At 75.5% G+C, this 17,642-nt stretch carries 18 protein-coding genes; 9 read left to right on the top strand and 9 right to left on the bottom strand.

Annotated features, from left to right (window positions below):
• Positions 1-58: 58 nt before the first annotated feature.
• From ACFVFS_RS12405 to ACFVFS_RS12395, 3 genes are all read right to left on the bottom strand, one after another.
• A complete protein-coding gene (locus ACFVFS_RS12405; RefSeq protein WP_380623078.1) occupies positions 59-934 on the bottom strand; it encodes a CHAD domain-containing protein in 876 nt (291 codons plus the stop codon).
• A 394-nt stretch (positions 935-1,328) separates the two neighbouring features.
• Positions 1,329-1,715: a hypothetical protein gene (locus ACFVFS_RS12400; protein WP_380623076.1), complete on the bottom strand. Its 387-nt coding sequence runs from the start codon at positions 1,713-1,715 to the stop codon at positions 1,329-1,331.
• A complete protein-coding gene (locus ACFVFS_RS12395) occupies positions 1,712-1,960 on the bottom strand; it encodes a hypothetical protein (protein ID WP_380623074.1) in 249 nt (82 codons plus the stop codon). Before ACFVFS_RS12395 ends, ACFVFS_RS12400 begins: the two co-directional genes overlap by 4 nt.
• A 10-nt stretch (positions 1,961-1,970) precedes the next feature.
• Between ACFVFS_RS12395 and ACFVFS_RS12390 the strand changes: the two genes are divergently transcribed.
• From ACFVFS_RS12390 to ACFVFS_RS12365, 6 genes are all read left to right on the top strand, one after another.
• Positions 1,971-2,342, top strand: a complete 372-nt coding sequence (locus ACFVFS_RS12390; protein ID WP_380623072.1) for a hypothetical protein — start codon at positions 1,971-1,973, stop codon at positions 2,340-2,342.
• Positions 2,343-2,555: 213 nt separating this feature from the next.
• Positions 2,556-3,233, top strand: coding sequence for a hypothetical protein (locus ACFVFS_RS12385; protein WP_380623070.1), 678 nt, complete (start codon positions 2,556-2,558; stop codon positions 3,231-3,233).
• Between the two features lie 201 nt (positions 3,234-3,434).
• Entirely contained in the window at positions 3,435-4,256 is an 822-nt protein-coding gene (locus ACFVFS_RS12380; protein ID WP_380623068.1) for a thioredoxin domain-containing protein, read from the top strand.
• Positions 4,257-4,320: 64 nt separating this feature from the next.
• Complete coding sequence (locus ACFVFS_RS12375; protein ID WP_380623066.1) at positions 4,321-4,992, top strand: vitamin K epoxide reductase family protein; 672 nt, start codon at positions 4,321-4,323, stop codon at positions 4,990-4,992.
• A 453-nt stretch (positions 4,993-5,445) separates the two neighbouring features.
• Positions 5,446-6,723 (top strand): hypothetical protein, encoded by a 1,278-nt coding sequence (locus tag ACFVFS_RS12370; RefSeq protein ID WP_380623065.1) that lies wholly within the window; start codon positions 5,446-5,448, stop codon positions 6,721-6,723.
• A gap of 70 nt (positions 6,724-6,793) precedes the next feature.
• Entirely contained in the window at positions 6,794-8,962 is a 2,169-nt protein-coding gene (locus tag ACFVFS_RS12365) for a tetratricopeptide repeat protein (RefSeq protein ID WP_380623063.1), read from the top strand.
• A gap of 19 nt (positions 8,963-8,981) precedes the next feature.
• Here the strand turns inward: ACFVFS_RS12365 and ACFVFS_RS12360 are convergent, their stop codons facing one another.
• From ACFVFS_RS12360 to ACFVFS_RS12345, 4 genes are all read right to left on the bottom strand, one after another.
• Positions 8,982-9,521: a helix-turn-helix domain-containing protein gene (locus ACFVFS_RS12360; RefSeq protein WP_380623061.1), complete on the bottom strand. Its 540-nt coding sequence runs from the start codon at positions 9,519-9,521 to the stop codon at positions 8,982-8,984.
• Between the two features lie 347 nt (positions 9,522-9,868).
• Positions 9,869-10,981: a serine hydrolase domain-containing protein gene (locus ACFVFS_RS12355; protein ID WP_380623059.1), complete on the bottom strand. Its 1,113-nt coding sequence runs from the start codon at positions 10,979-10,981 to the stop codon at positions 9,869-9,871.
• 80 nt (positions 10,982-11,061) lie between these two features.
• A complete protein-coding gene (locus tag ACFVFS_RS12350; protein ID WP_380623057.1) occupies positions 11,062-11,604 on the bottom strand; it encodes a GNAT family N-acetyltransferase in 543 nt (180 codons plus the stop codon).
• Positions 11,605-11,628: 24 nt separating this feature from the next.
• Positions 11,629-12,033, bottom strand: a complete 405-nt coding sequence (locus tag ACFVFS_RS12345; protein WP_380623055.1) for an ankyrin repeat domain-containing protein — start codon at positions 12,031-12,033, stop codon at positions 11,629-11,631.
• 249 nt (positions 12,034-12,282) lie between these two features.
• Between ACFVFS_RS12345 and ACFVFS_RS12340 the strand changes: the two genes are divergently transcribed.
• From ACFVFS_RS12340 to ACFVFS_RS12330, 3 genes are all read left to right on the top strand, one after another.
• Positions 12,283-12,477, top strand: coding sequence for a hypothetical protein (locus tag ACFVFS_RS12340; RefSeq protein WP_350541028.1), 195 nt, complete (start codon positions 12,283-12,285; stop codon positions 12,475-12,477).
• Between the two features lie 104 nt (positions 12,478-12,581).
• Complete coding sequence (locus ACFVFS_RS12335; RefSeq protein WP_380623053.1) at positions 12,582-14,264, top strand: hypothetical protein; 1,683 nt, start codon at positions 12,582-12,584, stop codon at positions 14,262-14,264.
• Between the two features lie 306 nt (positions 14,265-14,570).
• Positions 14,571-14,945 (top strand): RNA polymerase-binding protein RbpA, encoded by a 375-nt coding sequence (locus ACFVFS_RS12330; RefSeq protein ID WP_380623051.1) that lies wholly within the window; start codon positions 14,571-14,573, stop codon positions 14,943-14,945.
• A 111-nt stretch (positions 14,946-15,056) separates the two neighbouring features.
• Here the strand turns inward: ACFVFS_RS12330 and fxsA are convergent, their stop codons facing one another.
• Together fxsA and lnt are read right to left on the bottom strand one after the other, a co-directional pair.
• The gene (gene fxsA / locus ACFVFS_RS12325; protein WP_380623049.1) at positions 15,057-15,638 is read right to left on the bottom strand and encodes an FxsA family membrane protein; all 582 of its coding nucleotides are present in this window, start codon (positions 15,636-15,638) and stop codon (positions 15,057-15,059) included.
• Between the two features lie 79 nt (positions 15,639-15,717).
• Positions 15,718-17,400, bottom strand: a complete 1,683-nt coding sequence (gene lnt, locus ACFVFS_RS12320; protein ID WP_380623047.1) for an apolipoprotein N-acyltransferase — start codon at positions 17,398-17,400, stop codon at positions 15,718-15,720.
• Positions 17,401-17,642 lie beyond the last annotated feature (242 nt).

Genomic DNA, 17,642 nt, shown 5'->3' with positions numbered 1-17,642 from the left:
GGCACGGGCCACGCCACACAGCCCCTCCGCACCACCGGCCCCAGCCCCACCCTCACCCTCAGACGAACCGCGCCAGCTTCGGCCGGGCCGCGCGCGCCCAAACCTCCGGCAGCGCGAGCCGGGCCCGCTCCGCCTCCGCCAGCTGCTGCCCGCACAGCACGCCGTAGGCGAACGGCTCCTTGGACACGCCCGCCTGGTCCCACAGCGCGGCCGACGCCACCACCGCGTCCTGGTGCTCTCCCAGCACCTCCTGGACAGCCTTCATCCGCTCCACGTACCGCTCCGCCGCCCGGCCCGCCACCGGCAGCGCGGTCTCGCCCGCGTACCGGGCGCGCTTGGCCGCCTTCCGGGCCTCGTGCAGGGCCACGTCCGGTTCCGCGCCGTCCGCGAGCGCCGACCGCACCCGCTCCGCCGTCCGCCGCTGCTCCCGCGCGGCCACCCTGGCCAGCTCCGGACCGGCCGCCCGGCCCGCCCTGCCGCGTAGCGGCGGGTCGGCGAGCAGCGCCGCCAGGCCGTCCGCCAGGGCGCGGCGCCGCGGGCTGTCCAGCGCGGCCACCACCTCCGGCCGGACCCGCAGGTATTCGGCACTCCCCCAGCGCTCCAACTCCGCCGCGACCCGCTCGGGCCCGCACTCCGCAGGAAGCTCCCGCGCCCGCGCGGCCAGCCGCTCGCCCAGCACCTCCCGGTCCCGGGCCCGCCCCAGCGCGGCGGCCAGCCACCGCAGCTCGGCCACCAACTCGTCCGTGGCCCCGGGCGCGAGCAATCCCCGGTAGGTGCGGAACGCGCTGCGCAACCGCCGGCAGGCGACCCGCATCCGGTGCACGGCGTCCGGCCGGTCCGCCCGCACCGCCTCGTCCAGCCCGGCCAGCACCTCGGCCTGCGCCCGGATCCGCCCGAGCACCACCTCGCCCACCGTGACCACGTCGCCCGCCATCCGCCCGCACCCTTCCCCGGCGCCTCCGGAACGCCTCCAGGCTAGCCCGCCCACCCCACCCCGGGCAGACCTCCTTCCGGCCACCCGGCCACGAGAACACCCGCAGCCGAACCCAGAAGCCGCCCCACTCCCGACCACAACCCCGCACCCGCGATTGACAGGGACACGTGGATTGAAAAGTCCACCCGGCCGACTTCCCGTGCCGCCACCTCCCACACGAGCCCCCAACCCGGCCGACATGCCGCACACGAACCCCAACCCCTCCCAGCCGCACACCGCACACGGCACAGGAAGTCGACCCAGCCGACTTTCCACACCACCACTCCATGGGCGAGCCCCCGGCTCGGCTCCGGGGTGTGCGGGTGCGGGAAGCCGACGGGGCCGAGCGGTGGGGTCAGGGGCGGAGTTGGATGGCCAGGGACATGGTGTAGCCGACCAGCGCGGCGAAGAAGACCACGGCGGTGGTGTAGCGGGGGGTGAAAGGAAGGCCGGCCAGGGCGGGGTAGAGGAGGACGGCGGTACCGGCGGCGATGTCGGCGAGGTAGAGGCCCCGGGGTGGGGCGGTGCCGGTGGTGCGGGCGGCCCAGCCGGTGGCGACGAGGAAGCCGGTGAGCAGGATGAAGCCGGACAGCAGGCCGGAGCCGATGCTGGAGAGGACGGGGTGGGGTTCGGGCGGGAGTTCGCCCTCGGGTACGGCCGGGCGTACGCGGTGGGCGAGGGCGAGTGCGCCGACGGCCACCGTCACGCACGCGGCGGCGCTCAGCAGGGGGGCGGGGTTCATCGGCGGCTCCGGGAGGTCGCGTGGTGGTGGCCGAGGGCGGCCGCGAGGGCGGCCGGGACGAGGACGGTGAGGACGAGGACCGCGGTCCAGGTACCCGGGTCGAGTCCGGCTTCGGGCGGAGCGGCGGACGGCGGGGGCGCGGCGGCGACGACCGCGAGGGTGGCCGTCGGGCCGGGGGCGGGCGGCGGGGCCGGAGGCGGGGGCTGCGCCGTCCAGCTCGGCGAGGCCGTCGGAACGGGTGCCACCGCTTCCACGGTGATCGGGGCCCGGGGCGGCATCGCGGCCGGAACAGGAACCCGGATCGACGTCGGCGGCGCGGTCTGCGGCGCGGTCGGCGTCGCGGTCTGCGTCACGGTCGGCGTCGGTTTCACCGCGTGGGGTGCGGCGGCCGGGGAGACCGCGGCGGTCGGCGCCGCCGAAGGCGCGGGCTCAGGAGCGGCGCTCGGCGAAGGGACCGGCGGCGACGGCGCCGGGGAGACCGTCGGCGTCGGCACCACCGGGGTCGCCGAGGGCGAGGACGAGGGCGGCGAGGCCGACGGCGACGGCGACGGGCAGTGCCACGGCGACGCCCAGGGCGGCGGCCAGGGCAGGGGCCACGGCGCCGTCGGCCCCGGGCCAGGGGCGTAGTCCATCGCCCGATTGTCGGACCGTCCCACCACCCCCGACAGTGGCTGACGACCCCTCACCCCACCGGAACCCCGTCAAACCCATCGCTCCGGTGAACTCCCCACCCCCACCTCCCGAACGAACGACCGATGCGGGACAACCTGTGCCCCGATCCGGCCGCAACCCCCGACGCACCCTCGTGCACGATGTAAACGTCGTGACATACTCCCGAACATGACGACCTCCACCCACGCGACGAGGGCCCTGCGGGCCGCGGTGTTCACCGCGCTCGCCGTGCCGCTGTCCGCGCTGGGCCAGGTCCTCATCACCGGCCGTCCGCTGCCGCTCACGCTGGTGGCGACGGCCGCCGCCGTCGTCTTCCTGGTCTCGTCCGTGCTGGCCGGCGGGGAGCGGCGACTGCCGCAGATCGCGGCCGTGATGGTCCCGGTCGAGCTGCTGCTCAACACGACCTTCAACCTGGGCCAGACCGCCTGCGGCCCGGTCCTCGGCGGCGACCTCCCGGCCCGCGGCATGAACCTGCTGGTCTGCGGCGGCGGCTCGGTGGACGGGTCCTCGCTGTTCTACGGCCAGCTGGGGCACTCCGGACGGCTGGCGCCCGCCGCCACCCAGATGCTGCTCCTGCTGGTGCACCTGGTGATCGCCCTGGCCGCCGCCGCCTGGCTGCGCCTCGGCGACGCCGCCCTGTCGGGCCTCGGGCGGGCGCTGCGCGCCCTGCGCCAGGCCGTCGCGGCCCCGCTGCGGGCGCTGGTCCTGCTGCTGGTCCCGGCGCCGGCCCGGCCGGTGCTGCGTGTGCCGCTGCCGGTCCCGGACCGCCGCCGCCCGCGCCGTGAGGACGTGGTGCTGAGCCCGGCGCCGCGCCGCGGCCCGCCGCTGCTCGCGCCTGCCTGCTGACGAGCCCCTGAAGCCCGGCCCCCTCGCCGACACGGCGAGGCCGGTCCTCCGAAGCTCCCGTGGCGGGCGGCGCACAACTCCGCTTCTCGTCCAGTCACCCCTCCCGCCCCGCGCACCCGTGCCCAGCACGCCGTGCCGCGCGCCGGAGCGGGACACCCCCGCGCGCCCCGCGGCGCGCCCCCACCACGGAGTTGACCGAGCATGGCTCACCCCAACCAGAAGCCCTCCCGCAAGCAGGCCCAGAAGATCAGCGCCCGTGAGCGCATCCAGGAGGCCCAGCGCCAGGAGAAGCAGGCCGCCAAGCGCCGTCAGCGGATCGTCGTCGGCGTCTCGGCCGCCGTCGCGCTCGCCCTGGTCGGCGGCACCGCACTCGCGATCGGCACGGCCGGCGACGACAAGTCCTCGTCCGCGGCCGCCGAGCCGACCGCGCTGGTCGTCCCCGCGAACACCTCCGGCGCCGACGGCACCGTGATCACCTGGGGCAAGCCGGAGGCCGCGCACACCCTCCAGGTGTTCGAGGACTTCCGCTGCCCGGTCTGCAAGACCTTCGAGGCCACCAACGGCGAGGCCGTCAAGAAGCTGGTGGACGACGGCACCGTGAAGGTCGAGTACCACCTGGCCGCTTTCCTGGACAAGAACCTCAACGGGAAGGGCTCGCGCACCGCCCTGGCCGCGGTCGGCGCCGCCGTGAACGAGGGCGTGGACAAGTTCAAGGCGTACCACGATGTGCTGTACGCCAACCAGCCCGACGAGCGCGAGGACGGCTTCGGCGACGTCGACTTCCTGCTGAAGCTGGCGGACCAGGTGCCGGGGCTGAAGACGGACGCGTTCGTCAAGGCGGTCAACGACCGGACGTACGCGCCGTGGGCGAAGAAGGTCGCGGACGCGTTCAACGACAGCGGGGTGACCGGGACCCCGACGGTGAAGCTGGACGGCAAGCCGCTGACGCTGTTCAGCGGCAACCGCGCGGTGACGCCGGAGCAGTTCACCGCCCAGGTGAAGCAGGCCGCGGGCTTGCAGTGAGCACCACCGGCCCGGCCGATTCCCGGCCGGGCCGGCCCCCTCCTCACCCCCGGAGTGCTCTGCCATGACCGCATCGACCGCTCTGCCCCCGTCCTCCCCGTCCTCCCGCCCCGCCTCCCCCGCGCCGGCCGCGTCCGGTTCGGCGCCGATCGGCGCGGGCCGCGCGTTCTCGCTGTTCGTCCTGATCGCCGCCCTGATCGGACTGGCGGCCTCGGCCGTGCTGACCTTCGACAAGCTCCGCATCCTGGAGGACCCCTCCTACATCCCGAGCTGCAACCTCAACCCGGTGATCAGCTGCGGTTCGGTGATGCGCACCGACCAGGCCGGGGTGTTCGGCTTCCCCAACCCGCTGCTGGGGCTGGCCGCGTTCGGCGCGCTGGCGGCGGTCGGCGCCGGACTGCTGGCGGGGGCCGCGTACCGCCGGTGGTTCTGGCTCGGGCTCCAGGTGGGGACGGTGTTCGGGGTGGGCTTCGTGCACTGGCTGATCGACCAGGCGCTGTACGACATCGGCGCGCTCTGCCCGTACTGCATGGTGGTCTGGGCGACGGTGGTCCCGCTGTTCTGGTACACGACGCTGCACAACCTGCGCTCCGGGGTGATCCCGGTCGGACCCCGGCTGCAGCCGGTGGTCCGGGAGGCGGCCCGCTACCACTGGGCACCGCCGGTGCTGTGGGCGGCGGTCATCGCCCTGCTGATCCTCAACCGGTTCTGGTCGTACTGGTCCACCCTGATCTGACGATCCATCACCTCACGGGCCGTCAGTTCGCCGGTCCGGACGGTGTTCGCGGGGCCGTACGCGACCAGTTCTCGCCCTGGACCCGAAGTGTTCGCGAGGCATCGAGTACAGGCCTCCTCCCCTGCTAGAGATGACGTGTCCCCGACGGACCCGGTCTGCCGCCCCGCGGCGGCCGGGGTCCGGCCCGGGGGCACCGTCGTCCCTACACCCGGCGAGAGGAGGTGACCGACATGAAGAAGATCGCCATTCGCAAGGCGGGCTCCGTCCGCCTGACCAGCGGCGCCTCGCTCTACGGCGGCGGCCCCTGTGGCCCGACCTGGCCGCCCGTCGTGCTCCCGGCCTAGTCCCGAGCGCCGTGCCCCGGCGGCGGGCGGTCTACAAGCCCGCCCGCCGCCGGTGGCCCGCACCGACGAGCCGTGACGACCCGCGCCCGGCGATCCGCTTGGAGGAGCGATGCCAGACCGGCCTGCCACCGCACCGCCCGGACCGGCGAGCGACGGCCTCCCGATCCCCGAACCACCGCACCGCGCCGCCCCGTTGGCCTTCCACCCGCTGGTCTTCCAGCCGGAGGGCGAGGAGGTGACCGTCGGCCGGCTCGACGAGGGAACCTTCGTCGTGCTGCCCGCCGACGGCGCCGCCCTGCTGCGGCGGCTGGTCGACGGCACCGAGCCCGCCGAGGCGGCCCGCTGGTACGCGGAGAGCTACGGCGAGACGGTCGACATCGAGGAGTTCGTCGCCGACCTCGGCGAGTTGGGCTTCCTGCGCGACCCGGGCGAGGCCCCCGCACCGCCACCCGCACCGGTGCGCTGGCAGCGGCTGGGCCGCGCGGTGTTCTCCCCGGTCGGCGCCGCGCTCTACCTGGCCCTGCTGGCCGGATCGGCGGCCGCCCTGGTGCGCTCGCCCGAACTGGTCCCCGGCTACCGGCACCTGTTCTTCTCCCCGTACCTGTCGGTGCTGGTCATCGTGATGTTCCTGGCGCAGGCGCCGCTGATCCTGGTGCACGAGGCCGCGCACGCGCTGGCCGGCCGCCGGCTGGGTCTGCCGTCCCGGCTGTCGGTGGGCCGGCGGCTGTACTTCGTGGTGGTGCAGACCGAACTCGACGGCCTGGTCAGCGTGGACCGCCGGCGCCGGATCCTGCCGATGCTCGCCGGGGTGCTGGCCGACCTGGGCGTGCTGGCCGCGCTGACGCTGGTCGCGGCCGGCACCCGGCACTCCGACGGCGCGCTGTCCGCGGTCGGCGGGGTCGCGCTCGGCCTGGCCTACTCGACCGTGCTGCGGGTGGTCTGGCAGGCCTTCTTCTTCCTGCGCACCGACGTGTACTACCTCGTCGCCACGGTGCTGGGCTGCGTCGACCTGCACACCACCGCCAAGCAGGTCCTGGCCGACCGCTGGGCGCGGCTGCGCGGCCGCCCGGCCCCGTACGACCCGGAGCGCTGGCACCCGCGGGACCGCGCGGTGGCCCGCTGGTACTCGGTGCTGATGGCGGTCGGCTACACGCTGGCCCTGGCGACGCTGGCGGTGAACCTGCCGCCGATCGTGGCCCGGGCGTACCGGTCGGTGCTCGACCAGCTGTCCGGGGACGGCGGCCACCGCTGGGCCGGACTGGCCGACAGCGTCGCCTTCCTCGTCCTGACCGTCGGCGAGGTCGCCCTCTCCACCGCGCTGTACCTGCGGGAGCGGCGGGCCCGGCGTGCGGCGGCCGCCCCCGGCGCGCTCCCGGCGGCCCCGTGATCGCCGCCGCCCCGTGATCCCGGCCGCCCCGCACCCCCGACCCCGCCCCGCCGCCGCCCCTGGAGGTCCGATGTCCACACCGTCCACCGGATCCGGCCACCACGTCCTGGTGACCGGGAGCCTGCGCCGCGACCGCGCCGCCGCCCGGGCCGCGCTCGCGCTGCCCCTGCCGCTGCTGCCCGAGGTCTCCGCGCACCGCCGGCTGCGCGGCCCCTACACGGCGGCCGGCACGCTGCTGCGCGCCGTCGTGCCCGCCGCGGCCGAGCGGTGGCCGGAGCTGGTCGCCGCGCACGAGGTGGAGCTGCTGACCGCCGCGCCGGAGCTGCGCGAGCTGGTGCCGGCCACCCGGGAGACGCTGACCTCGCTGGCCGTCCCGCAGGAACGGACCAGGTTCTACTCCCGCTGGCGGACGCTGCGCATCGCCCACGGCCTCCAGGAGTTCCTGGCCGAGCTGCTGACCCGGCGGGCCGACGGGCCGCACGCCCTGCTCGTCGAGGACCTCGACCACGCCGACCCGACCGACCTGGAGTTCCTCTCCGTCCTGCTCCGGCGCACCGACCCGGCGCTGCTGACCGTGGTCGCGGGCGGGACCGGGGCGCTGCTCGACCCGCTGCCCGTCGACCGGGCGGTGGAGGCCGGGACGCCGCTCGGCGAGAACCTGCCCGAGGTGCTGGCCCGGTACTGCACGCTCGTCACCGCCCCGCAGGGCGGACCGCAGGCCGAACCACAGGGCGGACCGGCGAGCGGGGCCGACCTGGCCGCCCGGTACGTGGCCGGCGACGGCACCGACGACGACCCGGCCGCCCTGGCCGCCTACCGCGCGCTGCCGGTGCGCGAGCGCCGGGAGCTGCACGACCGGCGGGCCGCCGAACTGGCCGCGCTCGGCGAGCCCTCGCTCGACCTGGGCGCCCTCCCCTACCACCTCGAACACGGCACCGACGTCGGCGGCGCCGGCCTCCCCGCGCTCGCCAGGGCGATGGACGCCTGCATGCTGCTCGGCTTCTACCACGCCAGCCTGGAGTTCTGCCGCCGCGGCCGCTCCCACCTCGACCCGGTGGCGTTCCCGCAGGCCTGGTGGCACTTCACCGGCAAGATGCCGACCTCGCTCTCCGCCCTCGGACGCGCCGAGGAGGCCGAGGCGGTCTGCCACGAGGTCCGGGTCCACTCCGTCGACCCGACCGCCCACCTCCAGTGCGCCTACGCGACGGCCATGCTCTACACCCGCCACCGCTCCCCGGACCGCCGCGACCACGAGCGGGCGATGGCCTGGATCAACGAGGCGATCGCGATCGCCTCCCTGCTGCCCGACCCGCGGCAGCGCGCCTTCAACACCGTCTTCCACAACAACGGCCTGGCCCTCATCGAGGCGCACCGCGGCCGCCCGCAGGCCGCGCTCGACCTGGTCACCGCCGGACTGGCGGAGCTCGACCGGGACCTCGGCGCGGACGAGCACGGCCTGCACCGCTCGGTGCTGCGGCACAACCGCTCCACCGTACTGACCGGCCTCGGCCGGCTGGACGAGGCGCTCGCCGACCTGCGCTCCGTCATCGAGAGCGACCCCAACCACCCGGAGTACCACTTCGACCTCGGCAACCTGCTGCGCCGGCGCGGCGACGAGGAGGGCGCCCTGGCCGCGTACGAGACCGCGCTGCGGCTCGGCCCGCCGTTCCCGGAGGTGTACTACAACCGCGGCGACGTCCGCTGCTCGCTGGGTGACGTCGAGGGCGCGCTCGCCGACTTCGGCTACGTGCTGGTGCTGGACCCGAGCTTCGTCGACGCCTACGTCAACCGGGCCGGGCTGCTGCTGGACGAGGGCGACGTCGCGGGCGCCGGGCGCGACGCCCTGGCCGGTCTGGCACTGGCCCCGGACAACGCCCACCTGCTGGCGGTGCTGGGCCGGGTGCACGCCGAGCAGGACGACCAGCGCTCCGCCATCGAGGCCTTCGACCGGGCGCTGCGCACCGACCCCGACCTGCTGCCCGCGCTGTGCGGCCGGGCCGGCGCCGCCTATCGGGCGGGCGAACCGGAGGCCGCGCTGGCCGATCTCCAGCGCGCCGTCCGCCTCGCGCCCGAGGATCCGCTGGTCCGCTTCAACCGCGCCTACGTGCTGCTGCGCACGGACCGCTGGGAGGCGGCGCTGGCCGACCTGGAGATCGCCGCCGAGCTGCTCCCGGACGACGAGGACGTCCGCGCCGCCCGCGCCGAGTGCCTGGCGCGGCGCGCCGCCACCGCGGGCTGAGGGAGCGCCGCCGGGGTCCTCACCCGCGCCAGCGGTCGACCACGGTCCGGGTGCGGGAGAGGACCGCGACGGCCAGCCGGGCGGCGGCGTCCAGCACCGAGTCGGACGCGGCCGGCCGGTGCGGCCCACCGTCCGCGGCCCGGGCGGTCTCCGGCGGGAGCGGCGCCACCGGCGCCGGGGCGGCGGCCGGGCGGTCGGTCAGCCGGCGGGCCCGGTCGGCCAGGGCGCGCCGCCGCAGCGGGAGCAGCGAGCCCGGCGGCAGGCCGAAGCACTCCTCGTAGGAGCCGGTCAGCGACTCGGAGGGGATGCGGCGGCCGGCCTCGATGTCGGAGAAGACGCTGTGCGCGCTGTAGCCGAGCCGCTGGGCGAGGGCCCGCATGGACAGGCCGCGCTCCAGCCTGAGCCGCCGCAGCGCCGTCCCGAAGTCCTCGCCCGGAAATTCCTCCGGAGCCGCCCCGGAAACCGGCCGGGCGGACTTGCCGGACTCTTCCGCGAATATCCCCCGGCCGTCGCCCGGGAAGTTCCTGCGCCGGTCTCCGGCGGAGTTCTGGACCACCATGGAATCACCGCATTCCTGAAATCGTGCGCTGCCCTGGAAACTCGCGGTCGCCGCCGCCCGGGTCGTATCCCTCCGGGCGGCACGGCGCTGACCTCGGCCGATCCCGGCCGAGGCGGAGCGGCCGACACCCCCCGAGGGCCGGAGCGGATTCGCCCCCACAAATCCGGGAGCCTTCCGGCCCTGTTTCCGGCGCCCTTCCCCCGGGGCGTCGGAAATATCGGTGACAGCCTTGCGCAATGGTCCCGCAACAGGGATCAGCATGCCCCTCGGGGGCTCCCCCGTCAATGGCGTGAAGCATCGTCCGAATGGCTCACGGAATTCCCGGGCGACGCCTTTCGTCCCGCGCCCTAACCGAAGACCGCCCGGCGGAAGGCGTTGCGCAGGTCGGTGAGCGGCCGGAAGTCCCGGTCGTAGTGGACCTTGTTGCTGAGCAGCAGCGCCCAGCGGCCGCGGCGGCGGGAGATCCAGATGCCGGTGCCGGTGAAGCCGTAGTGGACGAAGGTGCCCTCGGCCGGGTCGGTACCGGCGGCGCAGAGCCAGGACAGGCCGCGGGCGGGCGCGAGGCCGCCGGTGTGCACCCGCAGCGACTCGGCGGTCCACGGGCCGTCCCACGGGGGCCCGGCCGCGGCGGGCGGGGTCAGCAGCGCGGTGAGGAAGCGTTCCAGGTCGCGGGCGGTGGAGAAGGCTCCGGCGTTGCCGGAGACGCCGCCGAGCAGCCGGGCGGAGGGGTCGTGCACGACGCCGCGCAGCGGGGCGCCCGCCGCCGGCTCGTACTCGGTGGGGGCGGTGCGGCCTTCGCGCTCCGGACCGAGCGGGCCGTAGCCGGTGTCGGCCATGCCGAGCGGCCGCCAGGTCCGCCGGGCGGCGAGTTCGTCGAGCGGGGCGCCGGCCAGGTCCTCCACCAGGTGGCCGAGCAGGACGGCGGCCCGGTCGGTGTACTCGACGGCGGCGCCGGGCGGGCGGTGCAGCGGGGCGGCGAGCACCCCGGCCCTGATCGCCGCCGGGTCGCGCCCGTACAGTTCGGCGAACCGGGTGCGCAGCGGCAGGCCCGCGGTGTGGGTGAGCAGTTGACGGGCCGTCACGGCTCCGACGGGACGGCCCGCGGCCGGGGGCCAGTAGTCGCCGAGGGGGCGGTCCAGCGGCAGGCGGCCGGCCTGCCACAGGGCCCCGGCACACGGCCAGAGCGCGACGATCTTGGTGACGCTGGCCAGGTCGAAGACCGTGTCGTGGTCCATCGGCCGTGCGCCGTGAGGACCTCGGCCGAGCACCCCGGCGCGGCCGCGGCCCCGGACGCCGCCCGCGTCGCCGACCGACCAGACGCCGCCGGTCCCGGCGGCGCGCAGCCCGGCGGCCACCAGCCGCTCCAACGGCCCGCCGGGCGCGGCGAGTTCGGCAAGCGGGCCGGGTTCGGAGAGCGGGCCGGGTTCGGCGGGCGGGGCGGGTGGCACCGATCCGGTCATCCGTCCCGTCCCCCGTCTCCCGCGAGCCCTCCCGAGGGATCCTTCGGACCCCTCGGGAGGCTACCCGGCCGGGGCGCGGGTCAGACGGCGGACGCGCCGTCGAACTCCTTGCCGAGGCAGATGCTCTGCTCGTGCTCGCGGTAGAGGCCGAACTTCTCTATCGCCGCGTAGCCCTCGGAGGCGTACAGGGCGACGGCCTCGGGCTGCTCGGTGCCGGTCTCCAGGATGAACCGGGTGCGCCCGGCCTCGGCGGCGGTCCGCTCCAGGTGGCGCAGCACCACCCGGGCCAGGCCGCGGCCGCGCGCCTGCGGGCGGACGAACATCCGCTTCAGCTCGGCGTCGGTGTCGCGGATGCCGAACGGCGCGGCCCGCTTGGCCCGCCAGCCGCCGCAGGCGACCGGCACGCCGTCCAGGTAGGCGACCAGGAAGAGGCCGGCCGGCGGGTCGAAGTGCTCGGGGTGCAGCTCGGTGAGGTCCGCCTCGCCGTAGCGCCGGACGTACTCCTGCTGGACCTCTGCCGCGAGGAGCTGGGCGTCGGGGTGGCCGAAGCCGGTGATCCGGATCTCGATGCCGTCGCCCTGCGTGTCGTGCACGAAGGGGCCGCCGGTGGTGGTGCTCTCCATGGTGGTCAAGCCTACGGCCCGCGCTCAGCCCGCCTCGGGGCGGCCCTCGAAGCGTGCGACCAGGGCCTCCTTGCCGAACATCCGGGCGGTGTCGACGGCGGACGGCGTGCCGGCGGCCGGGTCGGCGCCGCCCGCGAGCAGCGCGTCGACGACGTCGTCGCCGCCCTTGAACACGGCGCCGGCGAGCGGGGTCTGGCCGCGGTCGTTGGCCCGGTCCGGGTCGGCACCGCGCTCCAGCAGGGCCGTGACGGCGGCGGCGTGGCCATGGTAGGCGGCGAGCATCAGCAGGGTGTCGCCGCGGTCGTTGGTGAGGTCGGCCGGGGCACCGGCGTCGACGTACGCGGCGAGGGTGGCGGTGTCGCCGGCCCGGGCGGCGTCGAAGAGCCTGCCGGCCAGGGCGATCACATCGGCGTCGGGGGTGTGGGTCATGTCTCGGCCTTTCTGCGGGGACGCGCCCCGGCGGGGGCCGTCCGGCGTTGTCGGTGGTCGCGCCGGAGGCACGCTAGCGCACGAGGCGTGGGCGCGAAGGTTGCGCAGCCGTTCGGGCGAACTTTTCGGCCCGGGGCGGCAACTCCGGGAATCCACCCATTTGCCCCGTTCCATCCGCTATTACCTTTTGTCACGATTGTGGCACTTTCCGTGGCACTGTCCCCGCCCTCTCCCCCCGAGGAGCAGATCGTGATCCTCTCGATTTCCGGCATCGTCCTGTTCGGCACCATCGCCTTCCTGTTCTTCCGCAGGGACGGACTCAAGGTCTCCCACGCCCTCGTCTGCGCCCTGTTCGGCTTCTACGTCGCCGGCTCCTCGATCGCACCGAGCATCACGGCGGGCGGCGCCAGCCTCGCCAGCCTGCTCGGCGGCATCAAGTTCTAGGCCCACTCCCCCGTACCGGCCCGGGCGCGGATCCCACCGCCCCGGGCCAGGTCGTTGCCGCCAGCCCTTCCCACCGACCGTCCCACCCGCCCGGGGAGCCAGGAATGCCGCTCAACCGCCACCACCTCACCAGGGGCCGCGACCTCGTCCGCACCGCCGGCGACCACGCCTCCGACATGTTCGCGCCGCTCACCGTCATCGGCCGCGGACTGCGCCACCACACCGCCTGGGCCAAGGAGCGCTGGCGGAGCACCCCGAAGGACCGGCGCGGACCGACGCTCTTCCTGACCGCCGCCCTGCTGATCGGGATCTACCTGCTGCCGCACGGCGTGCTGTTCGCGCTGATCGCGCTGATGGCCAGCGCCGCCTGGGCGGGCCGCGCCCCCAAGGCCGCGCCCGCCCCGCCCGAGCCGGACCTCGCCGAGGTCAAGCTCGGCGCGCTGTACGCGGCGCTCACCCCGTACCTGGCCGGGCCCGACGGGCTCGGCCCGCTCTACCACCACGAGGGCAGCCACCGGGACGTCTTCTCCGGCTGGGAGTTCGACGCCGAGGGCCGGCTCGCCCGGCTGGAGATCGCCTACCCGGCGTACTTCACCGACACCGAGCCGGCCGCCCGGGCCCGGATCGAGCAGGTCGTGCAGGGCAAGGCCGGGCGGGCCCGGGAGTACCGCTTCGACTGGGACGAGGAGTCCAACACGCTGCGGATCGCCGCCCTGGCGCCGCTGCCCACCGACATCGCCGCGCAGCGGTTCGTGGCGGCCCCCGGCGAGATCGTGCTCGGCTTCACCGACGGCGACGGCAGCGCCCGCACCATCCCGGTGCACCAGGGCGGGGCGCTCGCCCAGCAGCCGCCGGTGGTCTGGCGCACCGGCCCGCGCTCGGCCGAGCCCCACCTGCTGGCACTCGGCGTCGCCGGCTACGGCACCTCCAGCCTGGTCCGCTCGGTGGCGCTGCAGGCGCTGCCCTTCGCCGACCTGGTGGTGATCGACGGCGCCGGGACCGGCGAGCACGCCTGCCTGGTCAACCGGCCCGGCGTGCACACCGTGGAGACCAGCCTGCACGGCGCGCTGGCCGCGCTGCAGTGGGCGGCCCGGGAGACCGAGCGCCGGCTCACCGTGCTGAACGCCGCCCGGCACGCCGGCACCGCCGCCCCGGAGGACGTCACCCGGCCGCTGTGGCTGCTGCTCGACCACCCGACCGAGCTGAGCGAGCTGGCCCACGCCGAGGGCCGCCCCGACCCGCAGGACCTCCTGGAGCTGCCGCTGCGGCACGGCCGGGCCGCCCGGGTCACCGTGGTGGTCGCCGACGACGTCGAGGCCCGGGACCGGATCTCGCCGAGCGTACGGGCCACCACCCGGGCCCGGGTGGTGCTCGGCCCGGCCGGCCCGGAGGCGGGCCACGCGGCGCTCGGGGTGCCGCTGGACATCGTTCCCGCCGCGCAGGCCCCGGCCGGACGCGGCTACGCCCGGATCGGCACCGGCGCCCCGGTCCGCCTCCAGGTGCCGGCCACCGTCGACCCGCTGGACGAGGAGGCCCCGGCCGCGCTGCGCGACGCCGTGATCGCCCTGCTGCCGCACCGCGACACCCGCACCGAGGCGCCCGCCCCGGCCGCCCCCGCCGCGCCGGTGCCGCCCGTGCAACCGGTGCCGCCCGTGCAACCGGTCCGGCCCGTGCAGCCGGTTCCGGACGGCCCGGCGACCGTCCCGGTGGAGCTCGGCCCCGAGCCGCACGGCGGGGTGGACCTCGCCAAGGGCCCGGGCGCGCTACGCTTCCGCCCGCTCGCCTGACCGGCGGACCGGCGGACCGGCGGACCGGCACCCGGACGGGAGGGGCGGCGCAGGCCGCCGGTTCCCGTCCCGGTACGCTCGTCGGGGAACGGCCGACCGATCGCCAGATGTGAAATAGGTGACACCTGGGGTGATATCACCGGCCAGATGTGACAAATCGGGCGCCGGTGGGTACAAACAGGGGCGGCACGACAGACGACGCATGTCCCGGGACGGGAATCTTCGTCGGAAGCCGAGCGTTGACCGAACGACGAAGAACAGCGACCACACTAGTCCTGTGGGCCATAAGCCCGGGAGGCACGATTCATGAGCGAGCGAGCTCTCCGCGGCACGCGACTCGGGGCCACTAGCTACGAGACCGACCGCGGTATCGACCTGGCTCCCCGCCAGACCGTCGAGTACGCATGTCAGAACGGACACCGATTCGAGGTTCCCTTCTCGGTCGAGGCCGAGATCCCCTCGACCTGGGAATGCCGTTTCTGTGGCCAGGAGGCTGCACTCCTCGACGGCGACGAGCCGGAGGAGAAGAAGGTGAAGCCGACGCGCACCCATTGGGACATGCTGATGGAGCGCCGGACGCGCGAGGAGCTGGAGGAGGTGCTGGCCGAACGGCTGGCCGTGCTCCGCTCCGGTGGGATGAACCTCGCGGTGCACCCGCGGGACACCCGCAAGAGCGCCTGACCCCGCTCCCGCCGACGGGCGGGGGCACGCGAAAAGGGACCCTGGCCACCAGGGTCCCTTTCGCGTGGGCCGGCACCGGCCCCCGGGGATCGCCGGGGGCCGGTGACCGGGTCAGCCGTTGATCGGCGGGCGGTAGGTGGTGTCCGGCCCCTGCGGCCCGGCGGACGGACCGCTGCCCGGCTCCACCACCTCGCCCTGGACCACCTTGCCGTCGGGGCGGTGGATGCGCAGCTGCTCCTGCAGCCGCATCGCGTCCGCGAACGGGTCGGCGCCGACGACCGAGGTCGAGCGCAGCGCCTTGTCGGCCACCCGGCGTCCGACCGCCCGCCACAGCGCGCGGGTCGGCGGGAACAGCAGGGTCAGTGCCAGGACGTCCGAGAGGAAGCCCGGCAGGATCAGCAGCAGGCCGGCCAGCACGGTCAGGCTGGTGCCGGTCTGCGGCTGCTTCGACTGCGGGTCGCGGGTCTGTTCCAGGGCCGCCGACAGCGCCCGCCGGCCGGCCCGCTTGATCAGCGAACCGCCGATCACCGCGCCGGCGATCAGCAGCAGCACCACGGTCAGGCCGCCCAGCCACGAGCCGACCTGGACCAGCAGCCAGATCTCCAGCACCAGCCAGGCGGTCAGCAGCAGCGGCAGCACCCGCCGCAGCTTCGAGCGCGGCGCCGGACGGGCGGGGGTAGCTTGCTGGGTCACGGTACGAATCCACTCCAGGCGGTGCTCTGCGCGCCGCACGGGAGGTCCGGGCCGGCTACGGCACCACCTGGTCCAACGGTCAGCCGGCGGCCGGTGTTCCGCCCGGGGCATCCTCCGGGGTGCCCTCGGGGGTGCCCTTCGGGGCAGTGTTCGCGCCGTCCGCGCCGGTGCGGCGCCGGCGGGCGAGCAGGACGCCGCCGGCGCAGGCCAGCAGGCCGGCCACCGCGAGGGTCCACTCCGGAACGGCCCCGACCCGGTCGGCGACGGTGGTGCCGTCGCGCAGCGGGACGGTCGCGGACAGCTCGGCGGCGGTCAGCTCCTCGGTGCGCTGGACGACGCTGCCGTCCGGGGCGATCACCGCGCTGATGCCGCTGGTCGCGGCGATCAGCACCGCGCGGCCGTGCTCGACGGCGCGCAGCCGGCTCATCGCGAGCTGCTGCTCCGGCTGGCCGGTCTTGGCGTAGGTGGCGTTGTTGGTCTGCACGACGAGGACCCGGGCGCCCTGGTCGACGGTGTCGCGGACGATCTCGTCGTAGGCGACCTCGAAGCAGATGACGTCGCCGATCCGGGCCGGGCCGAGCTGCATGACGCCGTTGTGGTCGCCGGGGTAGAAGTCCCGGGCGACCCGCTGGAGCCGGGTGATCACCTTGGACAGCTGGTCGCGGAAGGGCACGTACTCGCCGAACGGCACCGGGTGCTGCTTGGTGTAGGAGGCGCCCGGGCCGGTCTTCGGGTCCCAGACGATGCCCTCGTTCTGCACGTGCTGCTCGTCGGGGCCGTCCACCAGGGTGCCGACCAGGGTGGGCACGCCGACCGCCCGCACGGCCTCGTCGATCCGCGCGTAGGCCGCCGGGTCGCTGAACGGGTCGAGGTCGGAGGAGTTCTCCGGCCAGATGACGATGTCCGGCTTCTCCACCCGGCCGGCCGCGATGTCCTCGGCGAGCTTCTCGGTGGCGGCGGCGTGGTTGTTGAGCACCATCATCGGGCGGCCCAGGAAGTCCATGCCGGGGTTGGGCACGTTGCCCTGGATGACGGCGACCTTGACCGTGTCGGCGGGCGCGGTGGGCACCGGCACCAGGTAACCGGCGAGCAGCGCGGCGACGGCGCCGAGCCCGGCGGCCGCGGCCTGCACCGGACGGCGCGCGGTGCCGCGGCCGACCGCCCGCACGGCCGCCCAGGCCAGCAGGGTGCCGGAGAGGGCGACGGCGAAGGTCACCAGCGGGGCGCCGCCGAGCGCGGCCAGCGGGGTGTACGGAGTGGCGGTGTTCGCGAACGCGAGCCGGCCCCAGGGGAAGCCGCCGAGCGGCAGCCGGTCGCGGGCCCACTCCTGGGTGATCCACAGGCAGGCGCCCCAGAGCGGCCAGCCGGGCAGCCGGGAGGTGACGGCGAGGCCGGAGCCGAGGGCGGCGAGGAAGAGCGCCTCGATGACCGACAGGCCGACCGTGGCGTCCCAGCCGATCACCCGCAGCCAGCTGAGCAGCATCAGGAAGAACGGCAGGCCGAAGGCGAAGCCGGTCCAGGCGGCCTGGCGGGCGGTGCGGCCCCGGGTGAGCAGGGAGAGCGCGGCGACGCCGAGGACCGACAGCGGCCAGAGGTCGAACGGCGGGAAGGCCAGCGCGAGCAGCAGGCCGGCGAGCGCGGCCAGCCCGGTGCGGGGAAGGCCGGCCCGGATCCGGGCGAGCGCACGGGCCGCGCGGCCCGGGCCTGATGCCTCGTCGGGGGTCTCGGGTGCGGTCCCGGACCGCTCCTGGGTGACGGGCATGGCCACCGTCGCACCATCTCTCTCGCCGCCGCCCCGCGGGGGAACGGGGACGGCTGTTCGGACGCTGTCCGAAGAAGGTACCCCGGAACGACACCCGGCCGTGAGCTGAGGGTCGTACCGGCGGTGGGGGGGGGGGGGCGGCGCCCCCCCCCCCCCCCCGGGGGCCGCGCCCCCGCTCTGTGAGAAAAAAAAAAGACCCCCCCACCCCCACCACAAACACAAGGGGGCGGAAGGGGGTGAAA

Source organism: Kitasatospora sp. NPDC057692, assembly GCF_042799475.1.
GTDB lineage: Bacteria > Actinomycetota > Actinomycetes > Streptomycetales > Streptomycetaceae > Kitasatospora.
This window is presented reverse-complemented; position numbering and strand designations above follow the sequence as displayed.